15 protein-coding genes and 2 pseudogenes are annotated in these 17,794 nt (G+C 62.5%); 14 read left to right on the top strand and 3 right to left on the bottom strand.

Annotated elements, in window-relative coordinates; translation table 11 throughout:
• The 11 genes from EN859_RS04970 to EN859_RS04920 all read left to right on the top strand — a co-directional run.
• On the top strand, positions 1-469 hold a 469-nt coding region (locus tag EN859_RS04970), incomplete at its 5' end, for an ISAs1 family transposase (RefSeq protein ID WP_135913521.1).
• A 109-nt stretch (positions 470-578) separates the two neighbouring features.
• Entirely contained in the window at positions 579-728 is a 150-nt protein-coding gene (locus tag EN859_RS04965) for a substrate-binding domain-containing protein (protein WP_189501716.1), read from the top strand.
• A 520-nt stretch (positions 729-1,248) separates the two neighbouring features.
• Positions 1,249-2,745, top strand: coding sequence for an ABC transporter substrate-binding protein (locus tag EN859_RS04960; protein WP_245525481.1), 1,497 nt, complete (start codon positions 1,249-1,251; stop codon positions 2,743-2,745).
• 113 nt (positions 2,746-2,858) lie between these two features.
• A complete protein-coding gene (locus tag EN859_RS04955) occupies positions 2,859-3,800 on the top strand; it encodes an ABC transporter permease (RefSeq protein ID WP_127857096.1) in 942 nt (313 codons plus the stop codon).
• Positions 3,800-4,663: an ABC transporter permease gene (locus EN859_RS04950; RefSeq protein ID WP_127857097.1), complete on the top strand. Its 864-nt coding sequence runs from the start codon at positions 3,800-3,802 to the stop codon at positions 4,661-4,663. Before EN859_RS04955 ends, EN859_RS04950 begins: the two co-directional genes overlap by 1 nt.
• A complete protein-coding gene (locus EN859_RS04945; protein WP_127857098.1) occupies positions 4,663-5,886 on the top strand; it encodes an amidohydrolase/deacetylase family metallohydrolase in 1,224 nt (407 codons plus the stop codon). Before EN859_RS04950 ends, EN859_RS04945 begins: the two co-directional genes overlap by 1 nt.
• The gene (locus EN859_RS04940) at positions 5,883-6,902 is read left to right on the top strand and encodes an ABC transporter ATP-binding protein (protein ID WP_127857099.1); all 1,020 of its coding nucleotides are present in this window, start codon (positions 5,883-5,885) and stop codon (positions 6,900-6,902) included. Before EN859_RS04945 ends, EN859_RS04940 begins: the two co-directional genes overlap by 4 nt.
• Positions 6,899-7,891, top strand: a complete 993-nt coding sequence (locus EN859_RS04935) for an ABC transporter ATP-binding protein (RefSeq protein ID WP_245525477.1) — start codon at positions 6,899-6,901, stop codon at positions 7,889-7,891. Before EN859_RS04940 ends, EN859_RS04935 begins: the two co-directional genes overlap by 4 nt.
• Positions 7,892-7,904: 13 nt before the next feature.
• Entirely contained in the window at positions 7,905-8,411 is a 507-nt protein-coding gene (locus tag EN859_RS04930; protein ID WP_127857100.1) for a RidA family protein, read from the top strand.
• A gap of 15 nt (positions 8,412-8,426) precedes the next feature.
• Positions 8,427-9,626: an aminotransferase class V-fold PLP-dependent enzyme gene (locus EN859_RS04925; protein WP_127857101.1), complete on the top strand. Its 1,200-nt coding sequence runs from the start codon at positions 8,427-8,429 to the stop codon at positions 9,624-9,626.
• A gap of 64 nt (positions 9,627-9,690) precedes the next feature.
• Positions 9,691-10,512 carry an IclR family transcriptional regulator gene (locus tag EN859_RS04920; protein WP_127857102.1) on the top strand — a complete coding sequence of 274 codons (822 nt, stop codon included), beginning with the start codon at positions 9,691-9,693 and terminating at the stop codon, positions 10,510-10,512.
• A 460-nt stretch (positions 10,513-10,972) separates the two neighbouring features.
• On the opposite strand, the gene EN859_RS04910 is transcribed toward EN859_RS04920, so the two are convergent.
• The 3 genes and pseudogenes from EN859_RS04910 to EN859_RS04895 all read right to left on the bottom strand — a co-directional run bounded on the left by EN859_RS04910 (position 10,973) and on the right by EN859_RS04895 (position 15,103).
• Positions 10,973-12,172 carry an ATP-binding protein gene (locus tag EN859_RS04910; RefSeq protein WP_348632912.1) on the bottom strand — a complete coding sequence of 400 codons (1,200 nt, stop codon included), beginning with the start codon at positions 12,170-12,172 and terminating at the stop codon, positions 10,973-10,975.
• Positions 12,173-13,369: 1,197 nt separating this feature from the next.
• Positions 13,370-13,498, bottom strand: a pseudogene (locus tag EN859_RS39080) (NTP-binding protein); the annotation flags it as partial.
• A gap of 1 nt (position 13,499) precedes the next feature.
• A pseudogene (locus tag EN859_RS04895) lies at positions 13,500-15,103 on the bottom strand (transposase family protein).
• 117 nt (positions 15,104-15,220) lie between these two features.
• On the opposite strand from EN859_RS04895, the gene EN859_RS04890 reads away from it, so the two are divergent.
• The 3 genes from EN859_RS04890 to EN859_RS04880 all read left to right on the top strand — a co-directional run bounded on the left by EN859_RS04890 (position 15,221) and on the right by EN859_RS04880 (position 17,492).
• A complete protein-coding gene (locus EN859_RS04890; protein ID WP_127851776.1) occupies positions 15,221-16,354 on the top strand; it encodes an RHE_PE00001 family protein in 1,134 nt (377 codons plus the stop codon).
• Between the two features lie 288 nt (positions 16,355-16,642).
• The gene (locus EN859_RS04885; protein WP_127851775.1) at positions 16,643-17,107 is read left to right on the top strand and encodes a phasin; all 465 of its coding nucleotides are present in this window, start codon (positions 16,643-16,645) and stop codon (positions 17,105-17,107) included.
• A 217-nt stretch (positions 17,108-17,324) separates the two neighbouring features.
• Positions 17,325-17,492: a helix-turn-helix domain-containing protein gene (locus EN859_RS04880; protein WP_245525476.1), complete on the top strand. Its 168-nt coding sequence runs from the start codon at positions 17,325-17,327 to the stop codon at positions 17,490-17,492.
• The last annotated feature ends 302 nt before the right edge of the window (positions 17,493-17,794 follow it).

Here is a 17,794-nt window from a genome sequence, read left to right as displayed (position 1 = left end):
TTGCGAGGAGACCGACAAAGGCCACGGCCGCATCGAGGAACGACGCGTCGCCATCTCCACGCAGGTCGACTGGCTGGCCGGCGAACGACGCTTCCCCGGCGAGTACCGCCTGCCCGGCGTCGCCGCCATCGTCATGGTCGAGGCCGCCACCCACGAAAACGGCGTGACCAGCCGTCATCGCCGCTTCTATGTCGCCTCGCGCGCCCTCACCGCCAAGCAGGCCGCAGTTGCCATCCGAAGCCACTGGGCCATCGAGAACTCGCTGCACTGGGTCCTCGACGTCACCTTCAACGAGGACAAATGCCGAAGCCGCACCGGACACGGCCCCGCCAACATGGCCGTCGTCCGCCACTTCGCCCTGAACCTCGTGCGATCAATCGACGACAAGCGAAGCATCAAGCTGCGCCGAAAGCGCGCTGCAAGAAACAACAAATACCTCGAACAAATCCTCCAACCTTCAATCCGTTAACCCGGATTCAAAGCCGTGCGGCCGAAGTCTGGATCATAGCGTCTCGAAAGTTCCCGGCCGCTGCAAGCCTTTCCGCCTGATGTCGATGCGCAGCCCTGGTGGGAGCTGCTTGCGCAGCGCTGGCCACAACCCCGAAAAAGGAGACGTGTCGCTGGTCTGCTTCGACGATCTCGATTGGATGCAGTTCGTAGCTCAGGGCATCACAGCTATCGCGCAGCCAGCGCATTTGATCGGAGCGACGGCGGCGGAGCTGCTTTGAAGAGGCTAGCTGGGGGCACGGCACCTTTCCAGCACCTTGTCCTGGCGGCCCACCTCGTGGAGCGCAATTCGATTGCCGTGCATGTCCAACTGTGAGGCTGGATGATCCGCGGTCCCCGGAGGGGGCAGCTGGTGTGTCCCTGACATTCAGGCAAGAAATGGAAGGGCGATATCGGACATTGTCCACAAGCGATGGTGGCCCTGCGTTCACAGCGTTGCCGATGCAACTTAAGTCTCGGATTTCGCTCGGCGCGCTGTCTGACGATGCCAGCTCGACCATCAGGCAGCCGGCGGATTTCGACCTTCACCTGGCGGGCCTCGAACAGCATGGCTGACTACGCCCTTGTCAGCGCCAAGACGCCCATCACCGCGACTTCCGATGGAAGGAAAGAGCTTGACGTTATCTTTTTCAAATGCGTTACTTGATCCGTAACTAAGATATATATTCCAATATTATGGAATAAACGAAGGGAACCAAGATGAAGCGCTTGTTGCAAATCATCGCTTCGCTCGCCGCGCTGATGCTGCCGGCGACGGGAGCTGCATGGGCCGAGCCCGCGAAAGGTGGAGTGATCGACGTGGCGACCATCGGGGAGCCGCCGACGCTCGATCCGATGGCCTCGACCGCCGATCTGGTTGGCATCGTCACCCAGCACATCTACGAGACGCTCTATACCTTCGACAAGGATTGGGGCATCACGCCGCTGTTGGCCGCCGACATGCCGCAGATTTCGGCAGATGGCCTTATCTACACCATCCCGCTCAGAACCGGCGTCAAGTTCCACGACGGCAGCGACATGAATTCGGCTGACGTGGTCGCCTCGCTGCAGCGCTGGATGAAGCTTGCCACGCGCGGCAAGCAGGCGGCCGAAGTCATTGCCGCGGTCGACGCCGTCGACGACAACACCGTCAAGATCACCCTGAAAAAGCCGTTCGCGCCGCTTTTGTCGCTGCTGTCGCTGAACAATGCTGCCGCGATCATCCTTCCGTCTGAGAACGCCGGGCAGGAGCCGCTGACCAGCTTCGTCGGGACCGGCCCCTACATGTTGAAGGACCGCAAGCCCGACCAGTACATCCAGCTTGCCCGGTTCGACGGCTACAAATCGCGCGATGGGGAACCCAACGGCTATGGTGGCGCCAGAAAGCAGTATCTCGACGAAATCCGCTTCGTGCCGGTTCCCGATGCCAACACCCGCGTCGAAGGCGCGGTCGCCGGCCAGTTCGCCTATGTGGACTCAGTGCCGGTCGAGTCCTTTGACAAGATCTCCGCCGGCAAGACCCAACCGGTCATCTTGAAGCCGTTCGGCTGGCCGGTATTCGTCCTGAACACCAAGCAGGGGCTGAATTCCGACATTCGCATACGCAAGGCCATACAAGCGGCGCTGGCGCCAAACGACATGCTGCTCGCCGCCTTCGGCTCGAAAGACTTCTTTGCCGCCGACGGCGACATGTATCCCGAAGGCTTTGCCTGGCACACCGATGCCGGCACCGAGCCCTATAAGCCAGATGGCGACACCGAAGCCGCAGCGGCGCTGCTGAAGGAAGCCGGCTATGACGGCAAGCCTTTGCGCATCCTCACCAGCCGCCAGTACGAATTCCACTACAAGATGGCGCAGGTCGCGGCCGAGTATCTGAAAGCCGCCGGCTTCCAGGTTCAACTCGACGTGGTCGAATGGGCGACACTGACCAAGAACCGCACCGACCCGGCGCTGTGGGACATCTACATCACCCACAGTCCGTTCCTGCCCGAGCCGTCGCTGACCGGCATCATGTCGGATTCCTCGCCGGGTTGGTGGGTCTCGGATCGCAAGCACCAGGTGCTTGAGGCCTTCAATGCCGAACCCGATCCGGCCAAGCGCGTCGCGCTGTTCGCAGATGTCCAGAAGGCGATCTACGACGAGGTTCCAGCCTTCAAGGTCGGCGACTTCAACGCCTTGGCTGCCCAGGCATCCAAGCTGAAAGGCGTGACGCCGGCGCCATGGCCCTATTTCTGGAACGCCTATCTGGAAGGCAACTGAGACGGCTCCTCCCGTCTGTTGCCTCAACCCGGGGACAGGCGGCCGGGTGCCGGCCGACAAAGCCGGCACCCGGCAAACCGCTCGATGATTGCTCAGGTATGGTATGAACGCCGATGCTGCGCTCGATCCTCAACAGACTTCTCGGCATGATCGTGGTCATGGCACTGGTCGTGACGATTGTGTTCGTCATCGTACGGGTGACGCCCGGCGACCCGGCGGCGGTCATGCTGGGACCAGAGGCCACGGCTGCCGATATCGCCGCGCTACGGTCCAAGCTCGGGCTCGACGGCTCAATTCTCGAACAGTTCGTGCGCTACATTCTCGATGTCGTGCAGGGCGACTTCGGCCAGTCGATCTTCCTGGGCGAACCGGTCGCCACCGCGCTCGCCCAGCGCGCCGAACCGACCTTCTTCCTCACCGTCTTTTCCCTGGTAATCGCGACGCTCATCGCGCTGCCGGTCGGAATCCTGTCGGCCTACAAGCGCGGCTCTGTCTTCGACCAGGCGGCGACGACCGTTGCCATGTTCGCGGCCAGCGTACCCAGCTTCTGGCTTGGCCTCTTGTTCATCCAGTTCTTCGCTGTGAAACTCGGCTGGTTCGATACGTCCGGCTATGGCGGACCGGGAGCTTCGTTTGCCGACCGGCTTGACCATCTGGTGCTGCCGGCGCTGGCGCTCGGCCTCGTAAGCTCGGCACTGATCACCCGCTTTACCCGTGCCTCGATGCTCGACGTGCTCAATGACGATTATGTGCGGACCGCCCGGTCCAAAGGCATGAGCGAATGGCGTGTGGTGCTAAAGCATGCCTTCAGGAATGCGCTGATCCCCATCCTCACCGTCATCGGCCTGACTGCCGCACTGCTGATTTCGGGTGCGGTGGTAACCGAGACGGTGTTCGGCCTGCCCGGCGTCGGCAGCTTGGTCGTCTCGGCGGTGTTGCGGCGCGACTATCCGGTTATTCAAGGTGCGTTGCTGGTTATTGCCGGGCTGTACGTCCTGGTCAATTTCGCCATCGACATGCTCTATCTGGTTGTCGATCCCAGGGTGCGCTACTGATGGCCGTGATCTCGGTGCCGCTGCAAGCTGAGCCCAATATGCTTTCGCGGCTGATGCGCCGGCCGACGGCAGCGGTGGGCATTGCCGTGCTGATGATCATCGTGCTCGCCGCCATCCTCGCGCCAGTCATCGCCCCCTACGCGCCGACCAAACTCTCCATTGCCAGCCGGCTGCATCCGCCGAGCCTCGACCACCTGTTCGGCACCGACGATCTCGGGCGCGATATCTTGACCCGCATGCTCTACGCCGCGCGCACGTCGCTGACGGTCGGCTTTGCCGTCGTCATCTTCGCCTCGATCATCGGCGTGGTTTTGGGACTGACGTCCGGCTTCTTCAGAACGCTCGACGCGCCGGTGTCTCGGCTGATCGACGCCATGATGGCTTTTCCCGACATATTGCTCGCAATCGCGCTGGTGGCGGCACTTGGCGCTACCGCCGTCAATGTCGTCGTCGCCCTCGGCGTGGTCTACGCGCCGCGGCTGGCACGCGTCGTGCGCGCCTCGACGCTGGTCATTCGCGAACTCCCCTATGTCGAGGCGGCTCGCGCACTCGGCGTGCCGACGCCGGTCATCCTGGTGCGGCACGTCCTGCGCAACGTCACCTCTCCATTGCTGGTGCAGGGAACTTTCATCTTCGCCAACGCCATCCTTGCCGAGGCCGGCCTCTCCTTCCTCGGCGTCGGCATCTCGCCCGATATCCCGACCTGGGGCACGATGATCGCCACCGGCCGTCAATACATGGATCAGGCCGGCTGGATCATGATGTTTCCGGGCGCCGCGATCGTCGTCACCGTGCTGTCGCTGCAGCTTGTGGGCGACGGCCTGCGCGACCTTCTCGATCCTCGTCTGGCAAAGGACATCTGATGTTCGGCAATCGCTCGTCCCAAACCGAAAGGCCGCTATTGATCAGGGGCGCAAAGCCGGTCGGCTTCGGCGGCGGCTTTGGTCAGACAATCGACGTGCTGATCGGCAAGGATGGCCGTATCGCCGAAACCGGTTCGATCATCGCCGCCGGCGACGATGTGAAGATGCTCGAGGCCAACGGCGCATTCCTGTCGCCCGGCTGGACCGACCTCCACGTCCACGTCTGGTATGGCGGCACCGACATTTCGCTGCGGCCGCAGCAATGTGGCGCCGCTCGCGGCGTCACCACGATGGTCGATGCCGGCTCGGCCGGCGAAGCCAATTTCCACGGCTTTCGCGAGTTCATCATGGAGCCGGCGCGAGAGAATATATACGCCTTCCTGAACATAGGTTCGATCGGCCTCGTCGCCTGCAACCGTGTCAGTGAGCTGATCGACATGCGCTCGATCGATATCGACCGCACCATTGCTACAGTCGAGGCCAACCGCGACGTCATCGTCGGATTGAAAGTGCGCGCCAGCCACATCATTACCGGCGGCTGGGATTTGACGCCGGTCCGGCTGGCTAAGAAGCTCGGCCGCATCCTCAAGCTGCCGCTGATGGTGCACGTCGGTGAGCCGCCGCCACTCTATGACGACGTTCTTAGCCTGCTGAGCGAAGGCGACATCGTCACCCATTGCTTCAACGGCAAGGCTGGCGGCTCGATCATCGAGGACGACGATCTTTACCGCCTCGCCGAGGACGCGGCGCAGCGCGGCATTGTGCTCGATGTCGGCCATGGCGGCGCCTCCTTCTCCTTCGATGTCGCCAAGGCGGCACTCGAGCGCGGTCTGCCACCGAAGACGATCTCGACCGATCTGCACAACCGCTCGCTCGACGGGGCGGTGTGGGATATGGCAACCACCATGTCGAAGCTGCTGTCTCTCGGCATGGCATTCGAGGATGTGGTGGCAGCCTCTACGACGGCACCGCGCCGCGCCATTCGGTTGCCCTGCGACGGGCTGCTGGAAAAGGGCAGGCCAGCGGAATTCACCTTGTTCGACCTCGTCGACGCCGACCTCACCGTCAAGGATTCGCAAGGGGCGACAAGCACGCTGCACCGGCTGTTCGAGCCGCGCCACGCCATCCTTGGTGCCGAGGCGATCGTTGCCCACCGCCACCTGCCGCCGGAAGGTTCTGCGGGCAGCGTGCACGTCTGCCCGCATTGCGGGTGGAAATCATGACTGACGCGATCGCCAGCGATGTCATCTTGTCGGTTCGGGACTTGCGGGCCTGGTTCGAGACCCGCCGTCTAGTCGCCAAGGCGGTCGATGGCGTCACCTTCGACCTGAAACGCGGCAAGACGCTGGCCGTGGTCGGGGAATCCGGCTCCGGCAAGTCGGTGACCAGCCTGTCGATCATGGGTCTGGTATCGCGGCCCGGAAGGATCGCCGGCGGCAAGATATTGTTCCGCGACCGGCAGCAGCACGTCCACGACCTCGCGGGACTTACCCAGAAGGAATTCCGCACGATACGCGGCCGGGAAATCGCAATGATTTTCCAGGAGCCGATGACCAGCCTCAACCCGCTCTATACGGTCGGTGACCAGATCAGCGAGATGATCGTGCTGCACGAGCCGGTCAACCGGGAGCAAGCGCGCAGCCGTGCGCTCGCCATGTTGAAGCATGTCGAGATTCCGGACGCCGTCTCGCGCCTCGACGACTATCCGCACCAGATGTCCGGCGGCATGCGCCAGCGCGTGATGATTGCCATGGCACTCGCCTGCAATCCGTCGCTGCTGATCGCCGACGAGCCGACCACGGCGCTCGACGTCACCATCCAGGCCCAGATCCTCGATCTTTTGCGTCGCCTGCAGGTCGAGATGGGCATGTCGATCCTTTTCATCACCCACAATCTCGGTGTCGTCGCCGAGATCGCCCATGATGTCGTGGTCATGTATGGCGGCCGTGTCGTCGAGCAGGCTCCGGTCAACGATCTGTTTGCGCACCAGCGCCATCCCTACACGAGGGGGCTGCTGGCCTGTACGCCTAATGCCGCGCGCGACATCGCTGGCGATGGCGAACGCCGGGCACTCTATTCCATTCCCGGCAGCGTGCCGCCGATCACCGCGCTTCCGCCGGGTTGCGCCTTCGAGCCGCGCTGTGACTTCGCCATTGCGCCCTGTCGCGCGGCACCGCCGCCATTGATGCCGGCCGGGCCGCACGGCGCTTCCCGCTGCATCAGGAGCGCAGAGCTGTGAGCGCCGCGGTGATAGCCGATCGTGCGGAGGTTGCGCCATTGCTCAGCGTGCAGGGCCTGACAAAGCATTTTCCCGCCCGCAATGGCCGCATCATCCATGCTGTCGAGGATGTCAGCTTCGATGTCAGACGCGGCTCGACGGTCGGGCTGGTCGGTGAGTCCGGCTCCGGCAAGACCACCGCCGGGCGCGCCATCCTCAGGCTGGTCGAGCCGACCGCAGGCAAGGCGCTTTACGACGGCGTCGATCTCTTTTCGCTATCCGCACGCGAGATGCGCAGCTACCGGCAAAAGCTGCAGATCGTGTTCCAGGACCCGTTCTCCAGCCTCAACCCGCGCATGCGCATTGCCGCCATCATCGGCGAGGCACTCGACGCGCGCGGCTTTGCGCGAGGCAAGCGTCGCGCCGACAGGGTCGCCGAACTGCTGACGCTGGTCGGCCTGTCGCCTGATCACGCCTCGCGCTATCCGCACGAATTCTCCGGAGGCCAGCGCCAACGCATCGGCATTGCGCGCGCGCTCGCCGTCGAGCCGGAATTCGTCGTCGCCGACGAGCCGGTCTCGGCGCTTGACGTGTCGGTGCAGGCGCAGGTGCTCAACCTGCTCGGCGAGTTGCAAAAGCGGCTTGGCCTGACACTCTTGTTCATCGCGCATGATCTGTCGGTGGTCGAATACCTTTGCGACGACGTGGTGGTGATGTATCTCGGCCGCGTCATGGAGCGTGGTCCGAGCCGTCTTCTCTATGCCGCGCCGCGGCACCCATACACCAAGGCGTTGCTGGCGACGGCACCCGTGCCCGACCCGACGCGCCGGCGCACCTACGTCGCCTTGCATGGCGATATTCCAAGCCCGATAGACCCGCCTTCCGGCTGTGTCTTCCGCACCCGCTGTCCGCAGGCAATTGCCGCTTGCGCCGGGATCATTCCGCCCCTCGACGATATCGGCGGCGGGCATCACGTGGCCTGCATCCGGCACAACGAAAAAACGATTTGACTGGAGTTTGTATATGACTTTTTCCGAGCTCAAGAAGCGACCGGAAAGCACGCCCTACGACCGGCTTTTGGCGCTTGGAATAACGCTGCCCGAGGCACCGCCGCCGATCGCCAATTTTGTCACACATGTGCAGGAGGGCAAGCTTTTGTTCCTGTCCGGCCAGGGGCCGAGTGAGGCCGACGGCCGGGTCTATACGGGAAAAGTCGGTGCCGACGTGACGGTCGATCAGGCCTATGCCCATGCGCGGCTGACCGGCATCAACCTCATTGCTGTCATGCACGCAGCGCTCGGCGATCTGCGCCGCGTGCGGCGTGTGGTGAAACTGTTCGGCATGGTCAACGCTACGCCGGATTTCGCCGACCACCCCGCGGTGATCAACGGCTGCTCGGACCTGCTCATAAACGTTTTCGGCGAGCGCGGTAGCCATGCCCGCTCTGCGGTCGGCCACGGTTCACTGCCGGGCGGGATCAGCGTCGAGATTGAAGCCGTCATTGCCATCGATTGTTCGGATCACCAATAGCCGGAGCACGAGACCATGCCTGTCGACGATATCCGCAGCCACTTGGGCCTGAGGCCCGTCATCAATGTCTCGGGCACGATGACCTCGCTCGGCGCCTCCATTGTCGTTCCCGCGGCTGTGGGGGCTGTGTCCGGCATTCTCACCGAGTTTGTCGAAATGGCCGATCTGCATCGCAAGGCCAGCGCGGTGATCGCCGAATTGACGGGCGCGGAGGCCGGGTTCATCACCGCGTCTTGTTCCGCCGCAATCAGCCTGACCGTGGCGGCCAGCATGACCGGCCCGGACCTTGCCGCGGTCGAACGGCTGCCGGATGCTGCCGGCCTGAAAGACGAGGTCGTCATCCAGGCCGGCCACATGGTCAGCTATGGCGCGCCGATCGAACAGGCGATCCGTCTCGCCGGCGCCAAGGTCGTGCCGGTCGGTCAGGCGACCAGCGCCTCGGCGTATCAGCTCGCTGGCGCCATCACCGTGCGCACGGCTGCCGCTCTCTATGTCGTATCGCACCATGTCGTCGAGTATGGGCAAATCCCGCTTGAGATATTCGTGCAAGGTGCTCACGCACGCGGAATCCCGGTCATCGTCGACGCGGCGTCCGAATACGACCTGACCGGCTTTCTCGCCAGCGGGGCCGATCTGGTGCTGTATTCGGGTCACAAATTCCTGGGCGGCCCGACATCCGGCATCGTCGCAGGCTCGAAGGCGCGGGTGCGCGACGTCTATTTGCAGAACCGGGGCATCGGTCGCGGCATGAAGGTCGGCAAGGAAGGCATCGTCGGCACGCTCGCTGCTCTCCAGGCCTGGAAAACGCGTGATCATGACGGTATCCGCGCGCGCGAACGCCGAGCACTCGCCTGCTGGGCGCAAGCACTTGAGGGGCGGCCTGGCGTCACCGCCGCCATCGTACCCGACCCGACCGGCAATCCGCTCGATCGCTTGAAGGTGTCGGTCGATGCCGCCGAAGCCCGCATTACGGCCTGGGATCTGGCCGACCGGCTGGCCACAGGCAACCAGCCTGTGATCGTCCGCGACCATGAAGTCGAGCACGGCTATTTCTTACTCGACCCATGCAACTTGCATCCTGACGAAGAGTTCGTCGTGGCGGCACGACTTGCCGAGGAGCTTGATGTCGCGCGCAAGTCGAATGCGATCATCGCCACACCATTGAACGAGCGTCTCATGGCCCGCGAGGCCGCGATCCTCAACTGGCCGGATTGAGGGTGGCTGTGGTAAATGCCCCGGCTGCCTTACAGTGCACGCAAAACCAGTCCCGAGAATTGCCATGCCAACGATAGCGCCCGACCTTGACCTGAACCCCGCCGAAGGCGCACGCGAACCCCGCCGCTCGCGCACCAGCGGTATCGACCGTGCGCTGCAAATACTCGACTATCTGCAAAAGCAGGGGCGGCCAGCAACTGCATATGAGATTGCGCATGACATTGGCGCCCCGCTGTCGACGATCTACGTCATAGTCGAGGATCTGGTCGAAAAGGAACTGCTGGACCGCAAGGACGGCGGCCTGCTCTGGCTGGGCCCGCGGCTCTACCAGTACGGCCTGACTTATGCTCGCACGTTGGACCTGCTCAACGTGGCAACGCAGGAGATGCACGAACTGGCCCAGAGTTCGAAAGAGACGATCCAGCTGTGCGGACGTGACGGCGACCATATGGTCGTGCTTGCAATGGAAGAGGGCAAAGATCATTTCCAGGTCACGTCTCGCGTCGGGACCCGGACGCCGCTGAACTGGACTGCGTCGGGCCGGCTGCTTGTCGGCCATTTACCGGAACCCGAACGCCGCGCCATTTTCGCCCGATCCGCGATCGCCTCTCCGACCGGACGCGCCGAGACGGACAAGGATGTGCTCGCTCGGGCGGCCGCGGCAGCACTGGAGCAGGGGTTGTCGATCCAGGCTGGTGAATCTGACTTTTCAGTTGCCTGCATTGCGGCTCCTATCCGTGACAACCAAGGAGCCTGCCGTGCGACGATCTCGATCGTCGTCCCGGATGTGAAGCTGAAGCAGAAGAACCCCGATCTGATTACGATGGTCAAAACCAGTGCGCGCCGCATCGAGTCGCGGCTCGGTTGGCGAGCCGACCGGCCATAACGATCAGGCCTTCGGCTGCTGTTGTCTGAGAAAACCTCGTCGACACCACCCGCTCGCGAAGATCATTGGAAAGAGGTCGGGTCATCAGATGCTGGCCTCCGGCATTTTCTCCTGACCGGCGATTCCACGAACGATGGAGATGATTTGCGCCGATTCTCATGATTTCGCACAATCTCGGCGGTAGCAATCGTCATCTCGTAGCCGACGCCACCCGATCCCCTGCTGCTTTTTGAATGTAGGCATCAGTGCAGATTACGAGAACGCGGCCGATGTCCCTGACCGCCCCCTCCATGAAGGCTGGCAAATCGCCGCCGAGTTCAACGCTCCACTGGTCGAGCACGACGTCGATGCCGTTTTCATCAGATGTTCTGCAAGGCTTCGAACCCATTCCTTGTGGGGCTCAGAATCATGCGAGTAGGAAATAAAGACGCGTTTCTCTTCAGATATTCGAGTGGCTCATTCAGTGATCCTCGTTCGACCGTGACAAGTCGGCCAGCATTGAGGCCATCTCCCTGATGCCAATCGCCTCGACATCTTCGGAAATCGGGTATCGGTCTATCCCGGAATAAACGATGAAGGATCGGCGCGGGCTCAAGTCCTGGATTGCGACATGAAAGCCTTTGCTTACTGCGGGCGTGAGGCCTCTCTTGATTTCGATCGCCCATATGCCGTGCTTGCCTGGAAGCTCAAGAACGAGATCGATTTCCGCCCCGGCGGCCGTGCGATAAAAGCTTGGCATAGTCCGTGGGGGCGCTACCGCGAGGAGGTTTTCGATTGCAAACCCCTCCCAGCTAGCGCCGACTACAGGGTGTCCGGCCAGCGCATTGTAGTCGTCAATACCGAGCAGGGCGTGGACCAACCCACTATCTCGAACATAGACCTTCGGAGACTTTACCAACCGCTTGCCTGTATTTGCGTGAAAGGGACGCAAACGCCGCACCAGAAGGAGATCAACCAAGAGATCTATGTAGCCTGTCACCGTCGGAGCGCTGACCGAAAGGCCGGATGCCAACTTTGAGGCATTGAGTAGCGTGCCTTGGCTGTGTGCGAGCATCGTCCACAGTCGCTCCAATGTTTCCGCAGGGATGCGGCGACCGAACTGCGGCACGTCCCGCTCAAGATAGGTGCGGATGAAGTTCCTGCGAAATGCAAAACTCTCTGTATCAGACTCGGCGAGAAAGCTTTCCGGAAACCCGCCGCGCACCCATAGCCTGTTCATACTCTCGATATTCTCTGCGGCCTCGAGGACATCGAGTGGCTCCATCTCGACATACTCGATCCGCCCTGCAAGGCTCTCGCCTGATTGTCGAAGCAGATCCATCGAGGCGGAACCGAGAAGTAGGAAGCGGCCGGTACGGCGGCCGCACCGGCGCCCCTGATCGATCAGGCCCCGCAGGTCCTGGAACAGCTCCGGTACACGGCGAATCTCATCGAGAATCACCAGACGATTCTCATAGGCCTGGAGAAACAGAACCGGATCGGCAAGCTTGCTGCGGTCGGCGCGCGATTCCAGATCGAGATACAGAGCATTGCCATTCTCGCCGATCTGAAGGGCAAGCGTGGTCTTTCCCACCTGCCGCGGCCCGATCAGGGCCACGGCAGCCTGACGGGCAAGGGCCTTTTCGACCAGCTTGTGGGCGCGCCGTGCAATCATCATCATCCCTGCAATTTATAATTCGAACTTTCAATATACAAGGTTGTGGTCGCTTAGCCGCCGTCAACCATGCAAAACACTAGTCAGGCATTCATTATGCGAGGGTTATTTGCTACGTAAGAACGGGCATGGGCATGAGGTGCGCGTTTGCGGAGCACTCGGTCAGTGCTCCCGGATCGGACTTGACTTTCCCTTGGAAGACAGACCTTCCAGCGTCGTCGACGACGCAAACGCTGGTCTCTCGCAGCGACAGTTGAGTCGGCGGCTTTGCCGTCAGCCATTTTGTTCAAAGGAGCAACCGGCAGCAGGCATGCGACCAGGTGAGGGCCGGACGCTATTTTGTGCATCACGGGCGAACCGTGTACCGCACTATGCCGCCGAGGAACGTCGCGCGAGGTAGGTCGAACAACGGCATCAAAAGTTAGACTGTTTCTTCCAATGCCGCGGAGAGAAGACAGCGGCCGCGCGCTTGAATCACTTGCGCAATGAGTGGCTCTACCCAAGTGACATGATCATTTCGGTAACAGAGATCCTGCCGGGCTGCCCAGGTCGCTTGCTGCCCAAAGACGAGGCGGGCACTCGCGTGCTCGCTCGCCGAACCCTGCGGCACCTACAACGAGCAGCCGGAATGGCTGAGTGAGGCGCACCGCGTGCTCGATGCCTCGGTTGCTGCGGCCTGTGGTTGGCCAGCAGACATTTCCAACGACGAAGCGCTGCGTCTCCTTCGATTTGAATTTGGAGCGCTGAACCTAACGTGCGGCGCCCTAGAATGCGTAGAATGCGCCCACACGACCGCTTATCTGTAGGCGCCGACGTATGGCCGCGGACCTCAACTCCAATATGTGCTTCCCACTTGCGGATCAAATCGGGAATGGCGTCGTGAAGAAGTCCCAAGTGCCACTCGTGCATAATGCGGGATCGCTTGTCTCTGGTCGCTCCGGGTCGCACCACGCCGTAGGGCAAGCGAGTGTGCATCGGTCGCAACCAGCGCGGCCGCCCAATCGCGCGCCCCGGCCCGGCCATTCGATAAACCCTCTCGACCAAAGGCCCGTTCGAACATGACGCCAAGCTCCGTGCCGATGATCGGCAACGGGGGCGCGCCCGGCAGCTGCTGCATGCTCGTAATGCCTGGCCGGATGCTGTAGGCGAATCGGAATTGCTCGATCGCTTTTGAAAGCGGCATCTCGCCCTTCTAGGTCGGCCGGCAAGGCGTTCATGCGCTTGGACTGCCACCTGATGTCCGATCCATCGCGGCGCCTGGATATAGGCGATCCGCTCTTCCATGCTGCGGTCAAGAACCGGGCGAACGTGGTCGAGCAGATGGTCCACCACGTCACCAATCCTCGACCGGCAGACGGCGTTTCTGACGTATCGGATGCTCGGCAGGCGCTGGCGTCGCCGGACGCATCGCATCATAGGGTTTGGGCGCTTCGGCCGCGTGTGCTCGACGGACGGCATCGCGCACGGCCGCCTTTGAAGGCTTCTGCCCACCCGCTATTTCCGCGATCCGGCGGCGAAGCGTCACCTTCTCTACATCCGATCGGGCGTTTGCGGCACCTCGATGAGCACGGTCACCTTGGTGCTCCTATAGCGTCGTCGGTGTGGTGATCCCGTCTCTTCTCGCCACCGGCCGGAACTCTCGTGTGTCGGGATCCCGGATGTAGATGTGGCTGATGTCGCGAGGGTCGTATCGCACCTCGAGCCGGCCGAGCCGGTCCCGCTGCGGGACGAGGCTGCCCAGCCACGGTGAAAAATAGTCCAACGCGAACATGCTGACGCCCTGCGGCGAGATGCGCCTCTCCGTCCCAGGCATGAATGCCAGCAAGACCCGTATAGGATCATCGTCGAAGCGGGGCAAATCGTGCGCCATCCGGTTCCATTCTGTCGCCGGCACCTTCAATGTCCTCGCGTTTTGCTGAAGGTTATGGTCGATCACCGCGAGCGCGACGCATCGCTCCAGATCGGCGAAGCAGAGACGGGCTCGGCGCTCTGCGGGATATTCGTCGCGGTCCGCCACGGATCTGCCCGTAGAGCCGGGCTGCGTCGCAAGAACGGCGTTGAGCTTTCCGAGCAGCCTTTCGACCACGCCGCCCTGGTGGACGCGGCCGCGATCCCGGTAGTGGATCCGAATGCCGTAGTCCTCGCACCCGCGCTGGAAGGCATTCCCTTTGAACTCCTTGGCTGAGTCGGTGACGAGCGACCGTGGTCGACCGAACATCGGCCATCCATGCTCGATGCCGCGCGCGGCCAACCATGCCTCCCTTGGACACATGGCGTGCGCCAGGCAGAGCGCGACCGACAGCGCCGACGGCTTCTCGAGGGTGAGGCAGAAGCCAAGAATGCAGCGGGTGGCCACGTCGGTGACGATCGTGAGATATGCCCGGCCGATGAACGTTCCGCCGCCGTCGACGACCTCGACGAAGTTGATGTCGGTGGGCGTGTGATCGATTGGCAGACATCGAGCGGGCGTGCCGCATGGATGTATCCTGGCCGCGGTTTGAGCCGCTGGAGATGCTTCGGATTGGCGGACCGTTTCCTCGCGATCTCCTCGGGGCTGAACAGCCCGGGTATCCGGCGGGCGACCGTGAGATAGGACGGAGCGGCCAAGCCGGCCTCTTCGCAGCGAGCGCGGATCTCGGCCACGACGGGAGCGAGCGGCGGAGCCTCCAGCACGAGCCACTGCTCTCGCAACGTCGTCGCAATGATCGCCTCGATGCCTTGATCAAGGCGCTTCTTGCGGCTGCCATCCAACTGGGGCAGCAGCGACGTCACGGTCCGATCGTTGCGGTAGCGCGCCAGCAGATTGTAGACTTGGCGGGTCGAGGCGCAGCTCGGCCGCGGCCCGAGCTCGCGAGCGAGACGACGTGCCGCCGACCATGCTTCGTCGGAATGCGACGTGCCGGGTGCGGCTTTGCGGTTGTGCAATCGGTGTGGCAAATCGAGCAGTCAGTGAAATCGTTAGCGAAAAATCGGGGCTGTCGTAGCGCCTAAACCTAAACAACACCTGACTTTTCCCTGTTTGAAATCGGGAAGTAAAAGCGACACGAAGACCTTTTGGCCCGCCTCGACGAGCGCGTGACCAAAAGCCCGGTCAGCGACGGTTTTGTTGCACGCTGCCACTTTGCCGACGCTGCCGCAGCGCTGTGGCTCGACGGCGAGCTCGTCCATATCGAAGACCTCGTCCTGCACGACGCCCACATGGACATCCGCACTCCGACCCACGAGCTCACCCGGGCCCATGCCGTGCTGCGCGCCCGCCGCCGGATTCTTTTGCACCCGCTCGACTGGGCGCTTTCTCGCGTTGGCATTTTGGCGTTGCGCGGCCGTGAAGGGCAGGGCGGCGACGGGGCGAGCGCGGCACGGGCCGGCTCCCGACACGATGCCGCGACGGCTGCCGGTGGGGCGGACCAAACCGCCGGCGAAAGCCTTTCCGAGGACACCGACCAGGAGGACGATCTGGCCGAGGAACTGGCCGAGATCGATGCCGTGCTGGCCCGCTCCAGCCGGCTGCTGGCGGGCGAAAATTTCGCGCCGCGCGCGGCGGACAGCCCGGACGTCGACACGGCAGGGCAGGGGGCACAAGCTCGGGACGCCTTGCCGAACAGTCTCGGGCCGCTGATCCGCGACCTCGACTGGGACGAGGACCAGCGGCTGGCCGACTGGCTGGCGGTGGTCGACCGGCTGCGCGGCGAAAACATGCCGGCGGTGCTGGCCGCGGCGGTCGCCTGGGACGTCTGGCAAGACATCGAACCGCTGCAGCACCAGCACTGGCTCGGCAATCTGCTGGTCGCCGCGCTGCTCAGGGCGCGCGGCAAGGTCGGCTCACATCTTTTTTGCATTCATGCCGGACTGAGAATGATTCCGCGGGAACGGCCGCGGGCGCGCGACCGGACCACCCGGCTGCTGGCCGCGCTCGACGCTTTTGCGGAGGCCGCCGCGGCCGGGCTCAAGGAACTCGATCGGCTGGTGATGGCAAAAAGCCAGATGGAGCGCCGGCTCAGGAACCGGCGAAAAAACTCAAGTCTGCCGGCGCTGGTCGAGCTCGTTGTGGCGCTGCCGGTGGTCTCGGCGGGATTGATCGCGACCGAGCTGAAAATCAGCCAGCGCGCCACGCTCGACCTGGTCGCCGAACTCGGCATCCGCGAGGTGACGGGCCGGGGGCGCTACCGGGCGTGGGGGGTCATGTAGAATCACCCGAACTTGCTATCCGGCAAATCCAGATCATGCAGCATCATGCTATTGCGCCTCGCCTCCGCTGGCATTCGGGCGACGCCGTTCTTGCCGAGCCTACTTCATGAAGCGAGCCTCGGTTTCGACGTCGCGTTCTCGGGTCCGGGGCAGGTCATGAATAGGCCAAAAGGCATGGTGCGGCGCACAAAAATGTTGCAATGCACTCTAGATGCCGTAACGTCAGTTTCCTAAATGAACGAGACGGCTTTTGTAAAAGGCCGTCCATCGAAAAAGGATGGAAAAACTATGGCCAAGACCGCTGATAAAACTGCTGAAATCATCGAGAACGCTGAATTCCCGACTGTTGACGTCTCCAAGGCTACCGATCAGTTCAGCGCTGTCGTCGAAAAGAGCGTCGAGCAGTCGAAAGAAGCCTTATCGAAATTGACGACCGGCGCGGAGACGACCCAGAAGGCTCTCGAGTCAACCTTCGAAACAGCCAAGACCGCCAGCAATGAGCTGTCGCTGAAGACGATCGCCGCGCTGCGCGCAAATGCTGAGGCCAGCTTTTCTCACCTCGAAGCCCTGGTTGCCGTGAAGTCGCCCTCCGAGTTCATCGAACTACAGACTGCCTTCTTGCGCAAGCAGGTGGAAAAGACCGTCGAGCAGGGCAAGGAGTTTCAGGCGGCGGCGACCAAAGCCGCCGAAGATGTATCCAAGCCGATCAAAGACGTCTACGAGAAAGCGATGAAGGATCTCAAGGTCGCCTGATTGGCCTAGGCAATCGGAAATCCCCGCAAATAAAAAACTTCCGAATGACGCCCGCGCATAGCCGGCGCGGGCGGCCTTGAGTGAGGGGGCTCCGAAGCGGCGTCGCCGACGCGGTGGCCGCGCACAAATCGATGTTCTTCGCCAGAAGGCGGCGCGCCCGCGACAGGACGGCGCGGCTGATCGGGTTTTGGAAGGGGTCACGGAAGCGGCCGTCGCCGTGAAGGGACACGATCGGCTGATGCTCGCGCGGGAGCAGATGGGGCGCCGCCTGCGCGGCCGGCGGGCACATTCGAAGCTGCGGCAACTCGTCGACCTCATTCTTGCGCGGCCGCTCGTCTCCAGCGCCGTGACCGAAAAGGACCTGAAGGTGACGACGCGTGGGTGATCTCGTTCGGGCCGGCGGGCTTTTTTAGTCAGGCATATCGAGCAAAGGCGCCCGGCGGTCGACCTGTCGCTTGGCAGTTAATTGCGAGAATGCGGTCGTTTCAGTCATATTGTGCTGTTAATTGTGAGAAAGGCGTAGCTCGGGTTCTCAAGTTAACTGCCATCGTATCAGCGCGAAGGCCGTGCATTCTTTGAAGTTCATCCGCCGTCCTCAGCAAATGCAATGCCGCCACGTTGCTGAGGCTGAGTCTCACATTAAATGGCAATGGCCCGGCTCGATTATCAAGTTAAGTGCACATTCTC

This window comes from Mesorhizobium sp. M00.F.Ca.ET.216.01.1.1 (genome assembly GCF_004010325.2).
In the GTDB taxonomy this organism is placed as follows: domain Bacteria; phylum Pseudomonadota; class Alphaproteobacteria; order Rhizobiales; family Rhizobiaceae; genus Mesorhizobium.
The sequence above is the reverse complement of the archived record's forward strand: the minus strand, read 5'-3'. Positions and strand labels throughout refer to the sequence as shown.